General features: G+C 71.3%; 17 protein-coding genes and 1 pseudogene. 10 read left to right on the top strand and 8 right to left on the bottom strand.

The genetic code is table 11. From position 1 onward, the window contains the following. The first annotated feature begins 1 nt into the window (after position 1). From QE401_RS00840 to QE401_RS00810, 7 genes are all read left to right on the top strand, one after another. On the top strand, positions 2-1,330 hold the full coding sequence (locus tag QE401_RS00840) for an O-acetylhomoserine aminocarboxypropyltransferase/cysteine synthase family protein (protein ID WP_307136359.1): 1,329 nt from the start codon (positions 2-4) through the stop codon (positions 1,328-1,330). Positions 1,331-1,431: 101 nt separating this feature from the next. Then, complete coding sequence (locus QE401_RS00835; RefSeq protein WP_307136358.1) at positions 1,432-2,466, top strand: isopenicillin N synthase family dioxygenase; 1,035 nt, start codon at positions 1,432-1,434, stop codon at positions 2,464-2,466. Between the two features lie 81 nt (positions 2,467-2,547). Then, on the top strand, positions 2,548-3,573 hold the full coding sequence (locus QE401_RS00830; RefSeq protein ID WP_307136357.1) for a sulfate ABC transporter substrate-binding protein: 1,026 nt from the start codon (positions 2,548-2,550) through the stop codon (positions 3,571-3,573). Between the two features lie 19 nt (positions 3,574-3,592). Continuing rightward, a complete protein-coding gene (gene cysT / locus QE401_RS00825) occupies positions 3,593-4,411 on the top strand; it encodes a sulfate ABC transporter permease subunit CysT (protein ID WP_307136356.1) in 819 nt (272 codons plus the stop codon). Then, positions 4,408-5,238, top strand: coding sequence for a sulfate ABC transporter permease subunit CysW (cysW, locus tag QE401_RS00820; RefSeq protein WP_307136355.1), 831 nt, complete (start codon positions 4,408-4,410; stop codon positions 5,236-5,238). Before cysT ends, cysW begins: the two co-directional genes overlap by 4 nt. Positions 5,239-5,260: 22 nt before the next feature. After that, the gene (locus QE401_RS00815; protein WP_307136354.1) at positions 5,261-6,307 is read left to right on the top strand and encodes a sulfate/molybdate ABC transporter ATP-binding protein; all 1,047 of its coding nucleotides are present in this window, start codon (positions 5,261-5,263) and stop codon (positions 6,305-6,307) included. Positions 6,308-6,573: 266 nt separating this feature from the next. Beyond that, the gene (locus tag QE401_RS00810; protein ID WP_307136353.1) at positions 6,574-7,623 is read left to right on the top strand and encodes a hypothetical protein; all 1,050 of its coding nucleotides are present in this window, start codon (positions 6,574-6,576) and stop codon (positions 7,621-7,623) included. 23 nt (positions 7,624-7,646) lie between these two features. Here the strand turns inward: QE401_RS00810 and QE401_RS00805 are convergent, their stop codons facing one another. Genes QE401_RS00805 through QE401_RS00790 form a run of 4 tightly spaced genes read right to left on the bottom strand, consistent with a single transcriptional unit; the run spans position 7,647 to position 11,440 of the window. Further along, on the bottom strand, positions 7,647-9,068 hold the full coding sequence (locus QE401_RS00805) for a serine/threonine protein kinase (RefSeq protein WP_307136352.1): 1,422 nt from the start codon (positions 9,066-9,068) through the stop codon (positions 7,647-7,649). A 1-nt stretch (position 9,069) separates the two neighbouring features. Then, the gene (locus QE401_RS00800) at positions 9,070-9,813 is read right to left on the bottom strand and encodes a metallophosphoesterase family protein (RefSeq protein WP_307136351.1); all 744 of its coding nucleotides are present in this window, start codon (positions 9,811-9,813) and stop codon (positions 9,070-9,072) included. Positions 9,814-9,838: 25 nt separating this feature from the next. Next, positions 9,839-10,489 (bottom strand): alpha/beta hydrolase, encoded by a 651-nt coding sequence (locus QE401_RS00795; protein ID WP_307136350.1) that lies wholly within the window; start codon positions 10,487-10,489, stop codon positions 9,839-9,841. Between the two features lie 27 nt (positions 10,490-10,516). After that, positions 10,517-11,440, bottom strand: coding sequence for a ring-cleaving dioxygenase (locus tag QE401_RS00790; RefSeq protein ID WP_307136349.1), 924 nt, complete (start codon positions 11,438-11,440; stop codon positions 10,517-10,519). Positions 11,441-11,634: 194 nt separating this feature from the next. Between QE401_RS00790 and QE401_RS00785 the strand changes: the two genes are divergently transcribed. The 3 genes from QE401_RS00785 to QE401_RS00775 all read left to right on the top strand — a co-directional run bounded on the left by QE401_RS00785 (position 11,635) and on the right by QE401_RS00775 (position 14,140). Next, complete coding sequence (locus QE401_RS00785; protein ID WP_307136348.1) at positions 11,635-12,525, top strand: LysR family transcriptional regulator; 891 nt, start codon at positions 11,635-11,637, stop codon at positions 12,523-12,525. A gap of 192 nt (positions 12,526-12,717) precedes the next feature. After that, positions 12,718-13,242: a lipocalin-like domain-containing protein gene (locus QE401_RS00780; protein WP_307136347.1), complete on the top strand. Its 525-nt coding sequence runs from the start codon at positions 12,718-12,720 to the stop codon at positions 13,240-13,242. A gap of 97 nt (positions 13,243-13,339) precedes the next feature. Next, a complete protein-coding gene (locus tag QE401_RS00775) occupies positions 13,340-14,140 on the top strand; it encodes an SDR family NAD(P)-dependent oxidoreductase (RefSeq protein ID WP_373461387.1) in 801 nt (266 codons plus the stop codon). On the opposite strand, the pseudogene QE401_RS00770 reads toward QE401_RS00775, so the two are convergent. The 4 genes and pseudogenes from QE401_RS00770 to QE401_RS00755 form a co-directional block, all read right to left on the bottom strand. Next, positions 14,139-14,368 (bottom strand): annotated as a pseudogene (locus QE401_RS00770) (IS5-like element ISMex42 family transposase); the annotation flags it as partial. The gene QE401_RS00775 and the pseudogene QE401_RS00770 overlap by 2 nt on opposite strands. Before the next feature lie 83 nt (positions 14,369-14,451). After that, positions 14,452-15,219, bottom strand: a complete 768-nt coding sequence (locus QE401_RS00765; RefSeq protein ID WP_307136345.1) for an SDR family oxidoreductase — start codon at positions 15,217-15,219, stop codon at positions 14,452-14,454. An 82-nt stretch (positions 15,220-15,301) separates the two neighbouring features. Continuing rightward, the gene (locus QE401_RS00760) at positions 15,302-16,189 is read right to left on the bottom strand and encodes an amidohydrolase family protein (RefSeq protein WP_307136344.1); all 888 of its coding nucleotides are present in this window, start codon (positions 16,187-16,189) and stop codon (positions 15,302-15,304) included. Next, positions 16,182-17,477, bottom strand: a complete 1,296-nt coding sequence (locus QE401_RS00755; protein ID WP_307136343.1) for an MFS transporter — start codon at positions 17,475-17,477, stop codon at positions 16,182-16,184. Before QE401_RS00755 ends, QE401_RS00760 begins: the two co-directional genes overlap by 8 nt. Between the last annotated feature and the right edge of the window lie 76 nt (positions 17,478-17,553).

Here is a 17,553-nt window from a genome sequence, read left to right as displayed (position 1 = left end):
CATGAGCGAGAAACGCCGGCACCCTGAGACACTGCATCCCGAGACCCTGGCCCTGCATGCCGGCTGGCGCGCCGCGCCGGAGAATGGCGCGGTGGCCGTGCCGATCTACCAGACCACCTCCTTCCAGTTCGAGAGCAGCGAGCATGCCCGCTCCCTCTTCGCGCTGGAGCAGCTGGGCTTCATCTATTCCCGCACCGGCAACCCGACGGTCGATGTGCTGGAGCAGCGCCTGGCCGCGCTGGAGGGCGGCGCTGCGTCGCTGGCCCTCGGCTCCGGTCAGGCGGCCTCGGCCTTCGCCGTGCTGGCGCTGGCGCGCGCCGGGGACAACATCGTCTCCTCCACCGATCTCTATGGCGGCACCTGGAACCTCTTCGCCAACACGCTGAAGCGCCAGGGCATCGAGGTGCGTTTCGTCGACCCCGCCGATCCGGAGAATTTCCGCCGCGCCACCGATGACCGCACCCGCGCCTATTACGGCGAGACCCTGCCCAACCCGAAGCTCGTCGCCTTCCCGATCGCCGAGGTCGCGGCGATCGGCCGCCCGCTCGGCATTCCGCTGATCCTCGACAACACCGCCGCACCCCTACTGGCGCGGCCCTTCGCGCATGGCGCGGCGATCGTGGTCTATTCCGCGACGAAATATCTCGGCGGCCACGGCACCACCATCGCCGGCGCCATCATCGATGGCGGGAATTTCGACTGGTCCGCACACCCCGCGCGCCAGCCGCTGCTGACCGAGCCCGACCCTTCCTATCACGGCGCCATCTGGGTGGAGGCGGCGCCGAAGCTCGGCGTGCAGCCCTACATCGCCGCCGTGCGCTCCTCGGTGCAGCGCGATCTCGGCGCGCCGCTCTCGCCCTTCAACGCCTTCCAGATCCTGCAGGGCATCGAGACCCTGCCGCTGCGCATCCGCCGCCACAGCGACACCGCCGCCGAGATCGCCGCCTGGCTGGCGAAGCGGCCGGAAGTGGTGCGGGTCATCCATCCCTCGCAGCAGGGCGGTGCGGCCCGCGCGCGCGCCGATCGCTACCTCACCGGCGGTTTCGGCGGGCTGGTCGGCGTCGAGCTGGCCGGCGGGCGCGAGGCCGGCGCGCGCTTCATCGACGCGCTGCAGCTGCTCTACCACGTCGCCAATATCGGCGATGCCCGCAGCCTGGCCATCCACCCGGCCAGCACCACCCATTCGCAGCTCTCCGCCGAGGAACAGGCGGCGACGGGGGTGACGCCGGGTTATGTGCGGCTCTCCATCGGGCTCGAACATCCGGAGGATATCCGCGCCGATCTGTTGCGCGGGCTGGAAGCGGCGGGCACCGTCAGGGCGGCGGCCTGAGCACAACAAGAAAAGTCCGGGGGAAATGAATTTCCCCCGGGCCCCCTTTCTTTTTTCTGTCAGTTCACGCGCGGGCCTGCGGCCGCGCGTCAGAGGGAACGATGCCGATGTCTGCCACGCTCGACGCGCCTGCGCGCACCAATCTTCCGCTGCTCGACATCAGCCGGCTTGAGGGCGGCCCGGAGCAGCGGGCCGGCTTCCTGCGCGAACTGCGCCAGGCGGCGCGCGATGTCGGCTTCTTCTACCTCACCGGCCATGGCGTGCCGGCCGAGCTGGAGGCGCGGGTGCGCGAGGTCTCGCGCCGCTTCTTTGAGCTGCCCGAGGCCGAGAAGCTGAAGGTGCAGATGATCCACTCGCCGCATTTCCGCGGCTACAACCGCGCCGGCCTGGAGCTCACCCGCGGCAAGCCCGATTGGCGCGAGCAGTTCGACATCCATGCCGAGCGCGAAGCCCTGCCCATCGGCCCCGGCACGCCCGGCTGGGCGCGGCTGCAGGGCCCGAACCTTTGGCCCGACGCGGCGCTGCCCGAGCTGCGCCCGACCCTGCTGGAATGGCAGGCGCGCCTGACCGAGGTGGCGATCCGCCTGGTGCGCGCTTTCACCGAGGCGCTGGTGGGCGACCCCGAGGCGCTGCGCCCGATCTATGAGGGCAGCCCGAACCAGACCATGAAGATCATCCGCTATCCCGGCGTCGAGCGCGGCGATGCCGATCAGGGCGTCGGCTCGCACAAGGATAGCGGCCTGCTGACCTTCGTGCTGCAGGATGACATTGGCGGGCTGCAGGTGGAGAAGCCGGAAGGCTGGGTCGACGCCGTGCCGCTGCCCGGCACCTTCGTCGTCAATATCGGCGAGCTGCTGGAGCTGGCCTCGAATGGCTATCTGAAGGCCACCGTGCACCGCGTCGTCAGCCCGCCCGCCGGTCGCGATCGCCACTCCATCGCCTTCTTCCTCGGCGCGCGGCTGGATTCCGAGGTGCCGCTGCTCGACCTGCCGCCGGAGCTGGCGGCCGAGGCGAAGGGGCCGGCGAGCGATCCGGAGAATCCGCTCTTCCGCAATGTCGGTGCCAATTATTTGAAAGGCCGCCTGCGCTCGCATCCCGATGTGGCGCAGCGCTACCACGCCGACCTGCTCGGCTGAGCGCCGCGCGACGCCCCAGAGAGTCATTGCATCGCGCCGCGTCCTTCCGGATGATCGGCGCAGCGGAGAGAGGAGGTCAGGATGACCCGCCTTGCTGTGTCCCGCCGTGTCATGCTGGGTGCTGCGCTGGGTGGCGCGGCCTGGCCTCGCCTCGCCGCCGCCCAGGCCGCGTCGCAGCTGCTGAACGTGTCCTATGACCCGACGCGGGAATTCTACCGCGAGTTCAACGCCGCCTTCGCCGAGCGCTGGCGCGCCCAGACCGGGCAGTCCATCCGCGCCAATGCCTCGCATGGCGGCTCCGGCCGCCAGGCGCGGGCGGTGATCGACGGGCTGCAGGCCGATGTCGTCACCCTGGCCCTGGCCTATGACATCGACGCCATCGCCGCGCGCGGGCTGATCGATCCCGGCTGGCAATCCCGCCTGCCGCAGAACAGCGCCCCCTACACCAGCACCATCGTCTTCCTGGTGCGCAAGGGCAATCCGAAGGGGCTGCGCGACTGGGGCGATCTGGTGCGGCCGGGTGTCGCCGTGGTCACGCCCAACCCGAAGACCTCGGGCGGGGCGCGCTGGAACTACCTCGCCGGCTGGGCCTGGGCGCTGCGCCAGCCCGGCGGCAGCGAGGCCACGGCGCAGGACTACCTGACCACCCTGTTCCGCAACGTGCCCGTGCTGGACACCGGCGCGCGCGGCTCCACCACCAGCTTCGTGCAGCGCGGCCAGGGCGATGTGCTGCTCGCCTGGGAGAATGAGGCGCATCTGGCCTTCGCCGAGTTCGGCGCCGACAAATTCGACATCGTCTATCCCTCCCTCTCCATTCTGGCCGAGCCGCCGGTCGCGGTCGTCGACCGCAATGTCGACCGCCGCGGCACCCGCGCCCTGGCCGAGGCCTATCTGCAGGCGCTCTACGCGCCGGAAGGCCAGGCGCTGGCGGCCAAGCACTACTACCGCCCGCGCGACGCGGCGGCGCTGGCCGCCGCCGGCGACCGCTTCCCGCGGCTGGAGCTGGCGACCATCGACGACCCCGCCTTCGGCGGCTGGCAGCGCGCCCAGGCGCGGCATTTCGACGATGGCGGGCTGTTCGACCGGATCTACCAGCCCGGACGATGAGCAGGACAAGCGCCCCCGCATGCGCCTGACCCGCCGCGACCCGCTGCCCGGCTTCGGCCTCAGCCTCGGCGTCACGCTGGTCTGGCTGGGCGGGCTGGTGCTGCTGCCGCTGCTGGCCCTGCTGCTGCGGCCGCTGGAGCTGGGGCCGCTCGGCCTCTGGCACTCGGTGACCGAGCCGCGCGTGCTGGCGGCGCTGCGCCTCTCCTTCCTGGGCGCCCTGGCGGCCTCGGCGGTGAATGTGCCGCTGGGGCTGCTGATCGCCTGGGTGCTGGTGCGCTACCGCTTCCCCGGCCGGCGCCTGCTGGATGGCATGGTCGACCTGCCCTTCGCCCTGCCCACCGCCGTCGCCGGCCTGGCGCTGACCGCGCTCTACGCGCCGAATGGCTGGCTCGGCGCGCCGCTGGCGGCGCTCGGCGTCAAGGTGGCCTACACCCCGCTCGGCGTGGCGCTGGCCATGGGCTTTGTCGGCCTGCCCTTCGTTGTCCGCACGGTGGAGCCGGTGCTGCGCGACCTGCCGCCCGAGGCCGAGGAGGCGGCGGCGACGCTCGGCGCCAGCCGCGGCCAGACGCTGTGGCGCGTGGTGCTGCCGGCGCTGGCCCCGGCGCTGCTGGCCGGCTTCGCCATGGCCTCGGCCCGCGCCATCGGCGAGTATGGCAGCGTCATCTTCATCGCCGGCAACACGCCGATGTGGAGCGAGATCGCGCCGCTGCTGATCGTGACGCGGCTGGAGCAGTTCGACTATGCCGGCGCCGCCGCGGTCGGGCTGGCCATGCTGGCGCTGTCCTTCCTGATGCTGCTGGCCCTGAACCTGGCCCAGCGGGTCTGGCGCCGCGCATGAGGCCGGCCGCCGCCGAGCCCGCCTGGCTGCGCGCCCTGCTGGTCGGCTCGGCGCTGCTGCTGGCCGCGCTGTTCCTGCTGCTGCCGCTGGCCGCCATCTTCACCGAGGCGCTGCGCCGCGGCTGGTCGCCGGTCTGGGCGGCGCTGTCCGACCCCGATGCGCTGGCCGCCATCCGCCTCACCCTGCTGGTTGCCGCCATCGCCGTGCCGGTCAACACGCTGGGCGGGCTGGCCGGCGCCTGGTGCATCGCGCGCTACCGCTTCCCCGGCCGCGCTTTGCTGCTGGCGCTGGTGGAGCTGCCCTTCTCCGTCTCCCCGGTGATCTCCGGCCTGGTCTGGGTGCTGCTGTTCGGCGCGCATGGCTGGTTCGGCCCCTTCCTCGCCGCCCATGATGTGCAGATCATCTTCGCCGTGCCGGGGCTGGTGCTGGCGACGCTGTTCGTGACCTTCCCCTTCGTCGCCCGCACGCTGATCCCGCTGATGCAGGATCAGGGGCGGGAGGCGGAGGAGGCGGCGGCGACCCTCGGCGCCTCGGGCTGGCAGAGCTTCTTCCGCGTGACGCTGCCGCAGATCCGCTGGGCGCTGCTCTCCGGCGTGCTGCTGTGCAATGCCCGCGCCATGGGGGAGTTCGGCGCGGTTTCCGTCGTCTCCGGCCATATCCGCGGCGAGACCAACACCATGCCGCTGCATGTCGAGATCCTCTACAACGAGTACCAGTTCGTCGGCGCCTTCGCGGTGGCCGCGCTGCTGGCGCTGCTGGCGCTGGTGACCCTGGCCGCCAAGGCGGTGCTGGAGCGCGGCGCGGCGCGCGCGGCGCTGCTGCCTTGACCGCACCCTGGAGAGATCCCGCATGAGCGTGACGCTGCGTGGCGTGACCCGTCGTTTCGGCCCGGCCATCGCCCTGCACGGCATCGATCTCGAGGTGGGGAGCGGCGAATTCGTGGCCCTGCTCGGCCCCTCCGGCTCGGGCAAGACGACGCTGCTGCGCATCCTGGGCGGGCTGGATTTCGCCGATGCCGGGCGGGTCGAGATCGACGGGCAGGACATGTCCGCAGTGCCGGCGCGGACGCGGCGCATCGGCTTCGTCTTCCAGCATTACGCGCTGTTCCGGCATATGAGCGTGTTCGAGAATGTCGCCTTCGGCCTGCGCGTGCGCCCGCGCGGCCAGCGCCCGGCGGAGGCGGAGATCGCCCGCCGCGTGCGCGCCTTGCTGGAACGCATGCAGATCGCCGAGCTGGAGCGCCGCCTGCCGGAGCAGATCTCGGGCGGCCAGCGGCAGCGCGTGGCGCTGGCCCGCGCCCTGGCCATCGAGCCGCGGCTGCTGCTGCTGGACGAGCCCTTCGGCGCGCTGGATGCCGAGGTGCGCAAGGGGCTGCGCCGCTGGCTGCGCGAGCTGCATCTGGAGATGGGCCTGACCAGCCTGTTCGTGACGCATGACCAGGAGGAGGCGATGGAGCTGGCCGACCGCGTCGCGGTGATGGATCGCGGCCGCATCGCCCAGTTCGACCACCCGGCGCAGCTGGTGGCCGAGCCCGCCAGCGCCTTCGTCGCCGGCTTCCTCGGCCACGCCGCGCGGCTGCCGGCGCAGCTGCGGCAGGGCGTGCTGCATTTCGACACGCTGCCTTTGCCGCCGCTGCCGCACGAGGCGCTGCGCGGGCCCCTGCCGCCGGAGGGGCCGGTGCAGGCCTTCATCCGCGCGCATGACTGGCAGGTCGCGCCGGCGGCGGAGGAGGAGGCCAATGCCCGGCTGCGCAGCCTGCGCCCGGCCGGCGGGCATGACCATGCCGAGCTCGACCTGGCCGAATTCGTGGTGGAGGCCGAGCTTCCGGCGGGCGCCTTCACCGCCGGCCAGCCCTGCCGCCTCTCGGCGCGGGCGGCGCGGCTGTTCGCGGCCTAGGGGAAGCCAGCTACTTATGACTGCGTCCGAAACATAGAAGGCAGATCCTAAAACATCGCTCATCATGCTCTATTCTTCGAAAACAAAGGAGGCATAATTTTTTCTCGATCCAGTATGGTCGAGCGCGTTTCATCGCACTTCAATTCATTGCAGGCGTCGGCGTCGATTCAGGCCATGCCTCACAGGGGAATTTTGTTGTGCATCTCTTCGCATCCGAGATCATAGCCCCCGACAGCTCGCACTGGGCTAAGTGGCTGGATGCAACCATGAGCGGCAATGCCGAGCGCCGGCAGCGCGCCCAAAGTCTACATGAGCGGTTGATTGAACATGGCCGGGTTCCGCTTCTGTCTTGGCATCACGTCGAAGAACTGATGGGCGGCGAAGATGACGAGGCTGCGCTTCGTCGAATTCATCTCCTGCAAGAATTACCTATGATTGCCTTTCTGCGATTGCCAAAAGATGATCTGGGGCTGGGTTCGATAGTGCAGATTCTCGCGGCGGAAGCGATGGCGGCCTCGGAAGGCTTGCGCGATCTAGCCTCCGTCCGGGATAGGGCGAAGGAGCTGTTACTCAGGATAGGCCCAGGCGTGCAGGCGGTGGGAGAAGATGCACGGATCTGGAAGTATATCAGGCCAATAATGCATTCTCGAAAGATGCATCTCGAAATGGTTTCGGCATTTGGCCCCATGAAGATATTTGATGAAAATCAAACAATTGGAGCTCTGTCGAAATCAGAAATTAACTCTCCGAGACAGATTCGTGCAAGAATTGATGAGATATACGTTCGTGTGGTTAAGGAAGCTTTGCAGGCTACACGGCAGGATGTGGCGCGCTCCCATGCAATGGCTGATGCTTTTATGAAGGGGGTAATCGACTTGATGCCCCCCGCGGGTACTTCCGTTCGCGAGCTGATCGTTTCGATGCTTGTGAAGCAGGGCTTGGATGAGGCGGAAATCCGAGATGAGGCCGTTCTTGCCGACCTCAGCCGTTTAGCGGCGTTCAGAAACCAGCTACGAATCATTGCGCCGCAAACTGGTCGGTCGTTTTCGGCCCTCAAGACAGTTCCGATGGAGACGTTGCCTAGTCAGATAATCGCCAAAGCGCTACGAGTGCATGGACAAGCTAGGCTAGAGCGCCCTGGAAGTGATGTGCATGACGGCCATCTTGCTGCCCTCGCCGCATATTGCAGCGTCCTGTATGTCGATAAACGCACGGCCGAGGACTTTGTGCGCGTGCAGCGGAAAGAGCCGCAGCTTGCAAGATTGATTGGCAAGATTGCCAAAGGGGCTGATTTTGAGGCGCTGCTCAGGTCTTAGCCAAGCTGACGCACAGGTCTTGCTCAGGAGCCCGCCCACCCATCGTCCGCCGCGCGCGGCCGCACCACGGTGACCGAGCAGGGCGCCTTCTCCGCCAGCTCGGCCGAGACGCTGCCCGACCAGCGCGGCCGCTGCGCGGGCACGCGGCAGCCCAGCACCACATGGTCCACCCGGGCGGCGGTGACATAGTCCAGCAGCGCCCCGGGCACCGAGACACCCTCCAGCACATGGAAGCTCACCCGCTCCTCCGGCAGGCCGAGCGGTGCCGCCCAGTGCTTCAGCCCGGCCAGGGCCAGGGCGTGGCGGTTGCGCCCCTCGCGGTCCAGGTCGCTGTCAGGGGTAATGCGGTTCAGCTTCTGCACATGCAGGCAGGCCAGCCGCGCCCCGGGCAGCGTCGCCAGCATGCCCCGCACCGCGTCGCGCAGCGCCTCGGGGGGCGTGACGGGCGGGTCGGCAAGGTCCACGGCGACCGCCAGGATCGGCGCCCGCGCCTGCTGCCGCGCCGCGCCCGGCAGGCGGAAGACCGGCTGCGCCTCGGGGTTGAAACGGCGGCGGATCACCGCCGCCCAGCCATCGCGCCGCAGCTTCGCCGCGCGCGGCGTCAGCGCCACCTGCTCCGGCTGGGCCAGGTCGAAGGCCAGCTGCGCGGCGCTGGGGTGGCGGCGCGCCGGGTCGACCTCCAGGCAGCGCAGGATGGTCTCCTGCAGCCAGGCGGGGCAGTCGGGGCGCAGCGCGCGCGGCGGCACCGGGTCGCGCCACAGCCGCCGCTTCAGCCCCGACAGGCGCTGCGGGTCGCCGAAGGGCCGCGTGCCGGTGGTGAAGACATACAGCAGCACGCCGAGGGCGAAGAGATCGCTGCGCGGATCGCCGCGCAGCCCCATCACCTGCTCCGGCGCCATATAGGGCGCGGTGCCATAGGGCAGGCGGAATTCCTCGCGCATCAGATCGGGCAGGTGCTCGTGATGCGACAGGCCGAAATCCACCAGCACCACCCGCCCATCCGGCCGCTGCAGGATGTTGGAGGGCTTCACATCCAGATGCACCACATGCTGGCGGTGCAGCGAATCCAGCGCGCGGGCGATGCGCGCGCCGAGCGCCGCCACCTCCGCGACCGGGCGCGGCAGCTCGTCCATCATCGGCCGCAGCGAGGCGCCGGCGATCCGTTCCATCACCAGATAGGGCTGCGCCTCGAAGCCGCGCGCGGCGACGAAGCGCGGCACATGCGGCCCCGACAGGCGCGGCAGGATCATCAGCTCCATCTCGAAGGAGACGATGGCGGCCGGGTCCTCGCCCTCCTGCAGGCGCGGCAGCTTCATCAGCAGGGGCGTGTCGGGCCAGTCGGGATGCGTGGTCTCGTGCAGCGCCGCCATGCCGCCCTTGTGCAGCAGCGGCCCGATGGTGAAGCCGTCCAGCACCGTGCCGGGCGGCAGGCGGGGCAGGGCCATCTCAGCGCCCCTCGGACAGCCGCGCCGCCAGCCGCTCCGGCAGGCCGGCGGCGCGGATGCGGGCGGCGGCGGCCTCGATGTCGTAGGGCACGCGGTGCCAGACGCATTCGCCGCGTTCGCTGTCGAGGATGGCGTAGCAGGCGGAAGGATCGCCATCGCGCGGCTGGCCGACCGAGCCCATCACCGCCAGCCAGCGCCGTGCCCTGAGCAGCGGCACCGCCTGGCCCGGCACCGGGCGCAGTGCCGCCAGCTTGTCGGTGGCGGTCAGCCCATAGAGGCGCGGCGCATGCACATGGCCGCACAGCGTCAGCCAGAAGGGCGAGGCATCCAGCCCGGCCCGCGCGGCCTCAGGGTCGGTGACGTAGTTCCAGCTTTCGGGCGCCGCCGGGTCGGCATGCAGCAGGCGGATGCCCTCCGCCTCCGCCTCGCGCGGCAGGGCGCCGAGGAAGGCCAGCGAAGCGGGGGGCAGCACGCTGCGGTGCCAGGCGGCGGCGGTGGCGGCGTCGCCGCTCATGCCGCCGGTGCGGCCGGTCGCCACCGCCTCGTCATGATTGCCGAGCACGGCGATGGCGCCCGCCGCCACGGCGGCCTGCGCGAACTCCGCCGCCCAGAGCGGATCGCCGCCATAGCCGACCATGTCGCCCAGCAGCACCAGCCGGTCATGGCCATGCCCGGCGGCATGCGCCAGGCAGGCCTCGCAGGCTTCGCGATTGGCATGGATATCCGCCAGGACCGCGTAGCGCATGCTGTTCCCCCGGGTCGCGGCCGCCTCAGCCCATGGGCGCCGTCGCCTTGGCCTGAGCTTCCAGCCATTTCTGCGCCAGCGCCAGATCCATCCGTGTCAGCCCATGCCCGGCCGGCAGGTTGTGGTGGGTGACCTGGGCGCCGGCGCCGGAGAGCGTCGCCGCCAGCGCCGCGCTGCCGGCGGCCGGCACGATCGGGTCATGGCTGCCGGAGAGCAGCAGCACCTTCGTGCCGGGGATCGCCATGGCGGGCGGCTGGCGCAGCGGCGGCATGGCGCGCAGCAGCGCCGCGCCGGCCAGCAGGTCGGGATGCAGCAGCAGCAGCGCCGCGGCGATGTTGGCGCCGTTGGAGAAGCCGAGCGCCACCGGCGCCGCCAGCCCGTGGCGCTGCCGCGCCGCGGTGACGAAGCCGGCCAGCGCCGCCGCCTGGGCGACCAGATCGGCCTCGTCGAACACCCCCTCCGCCAGGCGGCGGAAGAAGCGCGGCATGCCGGCCTCCAGCACCCGGCCGCGCGGCGAGAGCAAAGCGCGGCCCGGGGCCAGCTCCCGGCCCAGCGGGATCAGGTCGTTCTCGTCGCCGCCGGTGCCGTGCAGCAGCAGCAGGGGCGGGGCGGCATCGCCGCCCGGCTCGAAGCGATAGGCGAAACCCTCGAGCTCGCCCTTCAAACTCTCCGTCATGCTCGGGCTCCTTTCGTCCCGCGGGGTTCAGCCCAGCTCCGGCAGCGCCGCCTCGATCGTGGCGCGGTGCTGCTCCAGGAAACGCGGCAGCTTCAGCGCCTGGCCCAGCTGCTCGGCCGGCTCGTCCACGGCGAAGCCGGGGACATCCGTCGCGATCTCGAACAGCACATGGCCGGGCTCGCGGAAATAGACCGAGCGGAAATAGTCGCGATCCTTCTGCTCCGTCGTGTGGATGCCGTGATTCTCGGCCAGGCGCTTCACCATCGCCATCTCGGCCGCGTCATCGGCGGCGCGGAAGGCCAGATGATGCACCGAGCCGCGGCCGAGCCGCGCCGGCAGGAAGCCGCCCACGCCGCGCAGGTCGACGATGCCGCCGAGCGGCTGGCCGGGCACCTGGAAGCGCAGCGTATCGCCCTCCCGCCCCGCCTCGGCGAAGCCGAACACATCCGCGAGGATGGCGCCGGTGGGCTCCGCCTTGTCCAGCATCAGGCTGACGCCGTGGATGCCGCGGATGGCGTGCTCGGCCGGGACCTCGCCGGTGCTCCAGGCCGGCTCCGCCTCGATGCCGGGCAGGCCGACCAGCGCGAGCGCCATGCCATCCGGGTCGCGGAAGCGCAGCAGCGTCTCGCCGAAGCGGCCGGCGCGCTCCACCCCCTGCGCCGCCAGGCGCTGCAGCCAGTAGCCCACCGAGGCCTGCGGGATGCGGAACACCGTCTCCTGCAGCTCGCCAATGCCCTGGCGGCCGGGGGCCGCATGCTCCCAGGGGAAGAAGGTCAGGATCGAGCCGGGGCTGCCGGCGGCGTCGCCATAGTAGAAGTGGTAGGCGCCGGGATCGTCGAAATTCACCGTCTTCTTCACCAGCCGCAGGCCGAGGGTGCGGGTGTAGAAATCCAGGTTGCGCCGCGCCTGGCCGGCGATGGCGGTGACGTGGTGGATGCCGTTGCGGGTCATCGTTTCGATCTCCAGCGGCGCGGGGTGCGCCGTTCCTGGCCCTCCAGATAGGCCATGGACCGGCCGGGCGTGAGGGCAAACCGATTGCATCCCTGCAATCGGCACCTTGCAGCGCCGCGATTGGCATTGCGGCCATGCCTGGGTTAGCATGGCCCGCCGCGCTGGCTGCGCGCGGCTGACAGAGGCGCTGGCCCATGCCCGACCCCGCCCGCGACCTGGCCTGGGACGATATCCGCCTGGTCGACGCCATCGCCCGCGCCGGCAGCCTGCCGGAGGCGGCGGCCCGCCTCGGCATCCACCACTCCACCGCCTTCCGCCGCCTCGGCCAGCTCGAGGCGCAGATCGGCTGCCCGCTCTTCGAGCGGCACCGCACCGGCTATGTGCCGACCCCGGCGGGGGAGGCGCTGGCGACACTGGCCGCCCGCATGGCGGAGGAGGTGGCGGCGGTGACGCGGCGCCTGGCCGGGGAGCGGCCGGCGCCCTCGGGCGAGGTGCGGCTGGCCAGCAGCGACAGCCTGCTGGCCGATCTGCTGCTGCCGGTGCTGGCGCGCTTCCGGCAGGCGCATCCCGCCATCCGGCTCGACCTCGTCACCGGCAATGCGGCGGCCAATCTGTCGCGCCGCGACGCCGATGTGGCGCTGCGCGCCAGCGATGCCCCGCCGGAGACGCTGGTGGGCCGCCGCGTCGCGCGCATCGCCTGGGCGCTGTATGGCCGCCCGGGCGACGAGCCCGACACCGCGCCCTGGGTGCTGCCGGGGGAGGGGCTGTCCGGCATCCGCGCGCTGCGGCGCCTGGCCGAGGCGGTGCCGGAGCCACGCATCGCCGCCCGGCTGGACAGCGTGCTGGGCATGACCGCGGCGGTGCAGCAGGGGCTGGGCATCGGCTACCTGCCCTGCTTCGCCGGCGACAGCCGCCCCGGCCTGCAGCGCCTGGCGCCGCCGCGGGAGGAGCTGTCCGGCACGCTCTGGCTGCTGACCCATCCCGATCTGCGGCAGACGCCGCGCATCCGCGCCCTGATGGACTGGCTGGGCGAGGAGATCGCCGGCTGCCGTCCGCTGATCGAGGGGCAGGGCGCCGCCGGCTGAACCGGCCGCGCCATTGGTGAGCATCGCTCACCAGCGCATCCCGGGCCGGCCGGGTTATGCGGCCGGCCCCGCGCCGCCAGATAGCGGGCAGCCGGGTGGCCCGGCCGGTGTCCCGCATGGGGCCACCGCCCTGGCCGCCGCATGGCCGCGCGCGCCGGATGCCCGGCGCCATGACCGGAAAGGACAGATCCCATGCGCCTCCGCCCCACGCTGTTCGCCATGGCCGTCGGCCTGGCCGCCATGCCCGCCCTGGCGCAGACCGCGTCGGAGCGCCCGCCCGCCAGCCCCGCGGCGCCCAACCAGGTGCTGGGCAGCTGGCGCATGGTCTCCGCCACCATCGACCCCGGCGGCCGCAACATCCCCGCCTATGGCGCGCGGCCCCATGGCATGCTGGTCTTCACCCCCGATCTGCATTTCGTCGAGGTGCTGACGGATGCCGACACGCCGCGCTTCGCCTCCGACGCGCGCGGCCAGGGCACGGATGCGGAGAACCGCGACGCCATGGCACGCAATATCGGCTTCTTCGGCACCTACACCGTCGATGAGCGGGGCGAATTCAGCGGCAACCGCGTGCTGGGCGCGACCTTTCCGAACTGGGTCGGCAGCGTGCGCACGCGGGAAGAGCTGACCTTCGCCGTGACGGGCGACCGCATGCGGGAGCGGTTCCGGCGCCCGGAAGGCACGCGCATCGAGATCGAATGGCAGCGCGTGCGGTGAGGCGCGGCGCCGGCCAGCGCCCATCCGCGCCTGAGCCGGTTCGCCATGGCCGCGCGGTGGTGGAGGCCGGGGAGGGACGCGGCCGGATGCGCGCGTCATGGCGCGGCATGAGCCGGAGATCACGTCGCGCCAGGCAACTCCGCTGGAACCCGGTCCAGGAGTCGGAATGATCATGCGGAACATCCAGAACCCTTCGGCGAAGGTCATCCTGATCACCGGCGCCGGCCGCGGCATCGGCGCCGCGCTGGCGGTCGCGGCCGCTGCGGAGGGTCACCAGGTTGCGGTGAATTATCGCTCGGAGAGTGCCGAGGTCGATCGGATGCTGTCCCGGCTGAAGGACGGCATCGGCCTGCGGGCGGATATCGGCATCGCCGGGGAGGCCGAGCGCCTGGTCGGGGACACGCTCGCGCATTTCGGCCGCATCGATTGCGTGATCAACAATGCCGGCATCGGGGAGCTATGCCCGATCGACCGTCTCGACCTCGCGCATTTCCAGAGGACGCTTCATGCCAATCTGACGAGTGCGTTTCTGGTCTCGCAGGCGGCATGGCCTCAGATGATGCGCAATGGTGGCCGGCTGATCTTCATGTCGTCGGCCGCCGCCCGCACCGGCGGCGGGCTTTCGGCCGCCTATGCCGCTTCGAAAGGCGGCGTCGAGGGCCTGATGCACGCCTATGCCACCGCTCTCCGTCCGCACCGGATCACGGCGAATGCGATAGCGCCCGCCTTGATCGAGAGCAGGATGGCCAGGGCGATTGATGCGGGCCCCACCGAGCATCTGCCTCTGGGGCGCATGGGGCGCCCAGACGAACTGTGGCCGGCGACACGGATGATCCTGGAGACCGAATATCTGACAGGCCAGACCATTCATGTGAATGCCGGCAGATACATGACCTGAATGCGTGCCCGAGCGCGAGGCCACGCAGCCGAACCGGCTGCGGCAGGCGCTCCCACACGCCTGCCCTGGCCCGGCGCAGGGAGAGCTGCGCCGCCAGCCACCAGCCCGGCGAAGGCTGCGCCACCTGGCACCGTCTTGGTGTCGCCGGGGAATGGCGGAAATCCTCCGCCGCGGCTCCTTTGGCGGCGTCTTGCCGCGGGGCCGGATCAGCTCGATCGGCGGCGCCAAGCGGCCGGGGCCGCATCCGGGAAAACCCCGTTGCCATCCCCTCCGCCATGGCCGGAATGGTGGCGCTGCACTCGGGAGAGGCCCTAGAGCCGCCGGATGCTGGCCCCACCATCGGCCAGCAGCGCGCTGCCGGTGACGAAGCTGGACGCGTCCGAGGCCAGGAACAGCGCGGCGCGGGCGATCTCCTCCGGCTGCGCCACACGGCCCAGCGCGTGCAGCCCCTCCACCGCCGGGCGGATCTCCGGCGCGGCGCCGGGCTGGTTGGCGGGGAACATCGGCGTGTCGGTGCCGCCGGGCAGCAGGGCGTTCACCCGGATGCCCTGCGCGCCCAGCTCCACCGCCAGGCAGCGCGCCAGCCCGACCAGCCCGGCCTTGGCGGCGCCATAGGCGGCCATGCCGGCGATGCCGCTGCAGTGACCCACGAAGGAGGCGGTGAAGATCAGCGAGCCGCCGCCGCGCCGCAGCAGCGCCGGGATCTGCTGCCGCGCGCCGAGATAGGCGGCGGTCAGGTTGGCGTCGATCACCGCCTGCCACTGCGCCGGCGCCAGCTCCTGCAGTGGCAGGGCCGGCCCGGTGTCGCCGGCATTGTTGAAGGCGATGTCGAGCCCGCCGAATGTTTCCTCGGCCGCCTGCACCAGCGCCGCGGCCATGGCCGGGTCGCGCAGATCGCCGGTGAGGCCGATGGCCGCGCCGCCCCGGGCTTCGATGTCGCGCAGCACGGCATCCAGCCGCGCGCGGTCGCGGCCGGCGAGGACGAGGCGCGCCCCCTCCGCCGCGAAGAGCCGCGCCGCGGCGGCGCCGATGCCGGAACTGGCACCGGTGATGAGGGCGACCTTGTCGTTGAGCTGCATGGCGGCGTTTCCCGTGTTGGAGACGCCGCCTTGCTAATCGGCACAGACGGGGCCCGCCTTCCGGCGGTTGCGCCGGCGCGGCTCAGCCGGCGCCGAAGCCGTAGAGACGGTGCGCGTTCTGCACCAGCACGCGGTTGCGCGCGGCCTCCTCCGGCACCCAGTCGGCCAGCAGATCCAGCAGATCGCCGACATTCATCATCGGCCCCCAATGCGCCACATGCGGCCAGTCCGAACCCCAGACGCAGCGATCCGGCGCCGCCGCGTGCAGGGCGCGGGCGAAGGGGATGGTGTCGGCATAGGGCGGGCCGGCGACGCTGTTGCGATAGGCGCCCGAGAGCTTCACCCAGCCGCCATCGCGCAGCAGCGACAGCAGCGTCTGGAAGCCCGGGTCGTCGAGCCCGCGGCTGACCGGGAAATGCCCCCAATGGTCGATGACGAAAGGCACGCCGAGCCGGCCGAGCCGCGGCGCCAGCGGCACCAGATCGCGCGCATCGACCAGGAATTGCAGATGCCAGCCCAGCTCGCGCGCCAGCGCCGCGTAATCCTCCAGCCGCTCCAGCCCGACGCCGCCGCCATAGAGGATGTTCAGCCGCATCCCCACCACGCCGGCCTCCTGCAGCGCCGCCAGCTCGCGCTCCGGCACCGGCAGGGGCAGCACGGCGATGCCGCGCAGGCGCTGGCGGTGCTGGTGGAGCGTCTCCAGCATCAGCCGGTTGTCGGTGCCGTGCACGCTGACCTGCACCAGCACGCCATGCGCCATGCCGGTGGCGTCGAGCATGGCGATGTACTCGCCGGGCGTCGCCGCCGGCGGGGTGTAGCTGCGGCCCTCGACGAAGGGATAGGCGGGCGGCAGGCCGATGACATGCGCATGCGTGTCCACCGCCCCCGCCGGCACGGCGAAGCGCCGCGGCCCGTGCGGCCCCGGCGCGGGGCCGGGGCAGGCGGGCGCCGTGTTCTGCGGCTCAGCCATCGGGGTGCAGCACCTTGCCGCGCGTCTCCGGCAGCGCATAGGCGGCGATGAAGAACAGCGCATAGGCGAAGACGGCGAAGATGCAGATGGCGTTGGCCAGCGTCGTCGTCTGCGACAGGTAGCCCACCAGGAAGGGGAAGAGCGCGCCGATGCCGCGGCCGAAATTGTAGCAGAAGCCCTGGCCGGAGCCGCGCAGCCGCGTCGGGAACAGCTCGGTCAGGAAGGCGCCCATGCCGGAGAAATAGCCCGAGGCGAAGAAGCCCAGCGGGAAGCCCAGCACCCAGAGGATCTGGTTGGACAGCGGCAGCTGCGTATAGGCCAGGATCACCGCCACCGCGCCCAGCGAGAAGACCAGGAACAGGCTGCGGCGGCCGAAGCGGTCGGCGAACCAGGCGCCCACCAGGTAGCCGGCGAAGGAACCGGCGATCAGCGCCGCCAGATAGCCGGTGGAGGAGACGATGGAGAGCTGGCGCTCCGTCGTCAGGAAGCGCGGCACCCAGAAGGTGATGGCGTAGTAGCCGCCCTGGCAGCCGGTGGAGACCAGCGAGGCCAGGATGGTGGTGCGCGCGATCGGGCCGCGGAAGATCTCCCACAGCGAGGGTGCCTCGCCGCGCGCGGCGTTCTGCGCGCGGGTCTGCGCCGCCAGCTCCGGCTCCTTCACATAGCTGCGCAGATACAGCACCAGCAGCGCCGGCAGCGCGCCGAGCGCGAACATCCAGCGCCAGGCCTGTTCGGGCGGCAGCAGCGAGAACAGCGCGGCCTGCGCCAGCACGGCGAGGCCCCAGCCGATGGCCCAGCCCGATTGCACCGAGCCCACGGCGCGGCCGCGATATTGCGCGCGGATGGTCTCGCCCATCAGCACCGCGCCCGCCGCCCATTCACCGCCGAAGCCGAGGCCGAGCAGCGCGCGCAGCACCAGGAGCTGGTTGAAATCCTGCGCGAAGGCGCAGAGCAGCGAGAAGAAGGAGAACCAGAGGATGGTCAGCTGCAGCGTGCGCACCCGCCCGATGCGGTCCGCCAGATAGCCCGCGCCCCAGCCGCCGAGGGCCGAGGCCAGCAGCGTCACCGTGCCGGCGAGCCCCGCCGTGCCGGCATCGACATTCCACAGCTTGATGATCGTGCCGATCACCAGCGGATAGATCATGAAGTCCATGCCATCGAGCGCCCAGCCCGTGGCGCAGGCCCAGAAGGTGCGCTTCTCGGGCACCGTCATGTCCTTGTAGAAGCCGGTCAGGCTGGTGTCCTCGATCGGCGCGACCGTGGCGCCGGGCGGTGGTGATGTCGACATTGGTGTTCCTCCCGGCCCCGTCCACAGGGGCGGGGCGCAGGCGGGCAGCATGTCGCCGCGCTGTGCGGGCTTCTAT

Source organism: Pseudoroseomonas cervicalis (genome assembly GCF_030818485.1).
GTDB classification, from domain to species: Bacteria; Pseudomonadota; Alphaproteobacteria; order Acetobacterales; family Acetobacteraceae; genus Pseudoroseomonas; species Pseudoroseomonas cervicalis_A.
Note: the sequence above shows the minus strand (reverse complement) of the source record. Positions and strands in the feature narration are given on the sequence as shown.

Excerpts from the sequence above, each read along its gene's own strand:
- QE401_RS00840 (WP_307136359.1), top strand. The coding sequence starts at position 2 with ATGAGCGAGAAACGCCGGCACCCTGAGACACTGCATCCCGAGACCCTG.
- QE401_RS00835 (WP_307136358.1), top strand. The coding sequence starts at position 1,432 with ATGCCGATGTCTGCCACGCTCGACGCGCCTGCGCGCACCAATCTTCCG.
- QE401_RS00830 (WP_307136357.1), top strand. The coding sequence starts at position 2,548 with ATGACCCGCCTTGCTGTGTCCCGCCGTGTCATGCTGGGTGCTGCGCTG.
- cysT (WP_307136356.1), top strand. The coding sequence starts at position 3,593 with ATGCGCCTGACCCGCCGCGACCCGCTGCCCGGCTTCGGCCTCAGCCTC.
- cysW (WP_307136355.1), top strand. The coding sequence starts at position 4,408 with ATGAGGCCGGCCGCCGCCGAGCCCGCCTGGCTGCGCGCCCTGCTGGTC.
- QE401_RS00815 (WP_307136354.1), top strand. The coding sequence starts at position 5,261 with ATGAGCGTGACGCTGCGTGGCGTGACCCGTCGTTTCGGCCCGGCCATC.
- QE401_RS00810 (WP_307136353.1), top strand. The coding sequence starts at position 6,574 with ATGAGCGGCAATGCCGAGCGCCGGCAGCGCGCCCAAAGTCTACATGAG.
- QE401_RS00805 (WP_307136352.1), bottom strand. The coding sequence starts at position 9,068 with ATGGCCCTGCCCCGCCTGCCGCCCGGCACGGTGCTGGACGGCTTCACC.
- QE401_RS00800 (WP_307136351.1), bottom strand. The coding sequence starts at position 9,813 with ATGCGCTACGCGGTCCTGGCGGATATCCATGCCAATCGCGAAGCCTGC.
- QE401_RS00795 (WP_307136350.1), bottom strand. The coding sequence starts at position 10,489 with ATGACGGAGAGTTTGAAGGGCGAGCTCGAGGGTTTCGCCTATCGCTTC.
- QE401_RS00790 (WP_307136349.1), bottom strand. The coding sequence starts at position 11,440 with ATGACCCGCAACGGCATCCACCACGTCACCGCCATCGCCGGCCAGGCG.
- QE401_RS00785 (WP_307136348.1), top strand. The coding sequence starts at position 11,635 with ATGCCCGACCCCGCCCGCGACCTGGCCTGGGACGATATCCGCCTGGTC.
- QE401_RS00780 (WP_307136347.1), top strand. The coding sequence starts at position 12,718 with ATGCGCCTCCGCCCCACGCTGTTCGCCATGGCCGTCGGCCTGGCCGCC.
- QE401_RS00775 (WP_373461387.1), top strand. The coding sequence starts at position 13,340 with ATGGCGCGGCATGAGCCGGAGATCACGTCGCGCCAGGCAACTCCGCTG.
- QE401_RS00765 (WP_307136345.1), bottom strand. The coding sequence starts at position 15,219 with ATGCAGCTCAACGACAAGGTCGCCCTCATCACCGGTGCCAGTTCCGGC.
- QE401_RS00760 (WP_307136344.1), bottom strand. The coding sequence starts at position 16,189 with ATGGCTGAGCCGCAGAACACGGCGCCCGCCTGCCCCGGCCCCGCGCCG.
- QE401_RS00755 (WP_307136343.1), bottom strand. The coding sequence starts at position 17,477 with ATGTCGACATCACCACCGCCCGGCGCCACGGTCGCGCCGATCGAGGAC.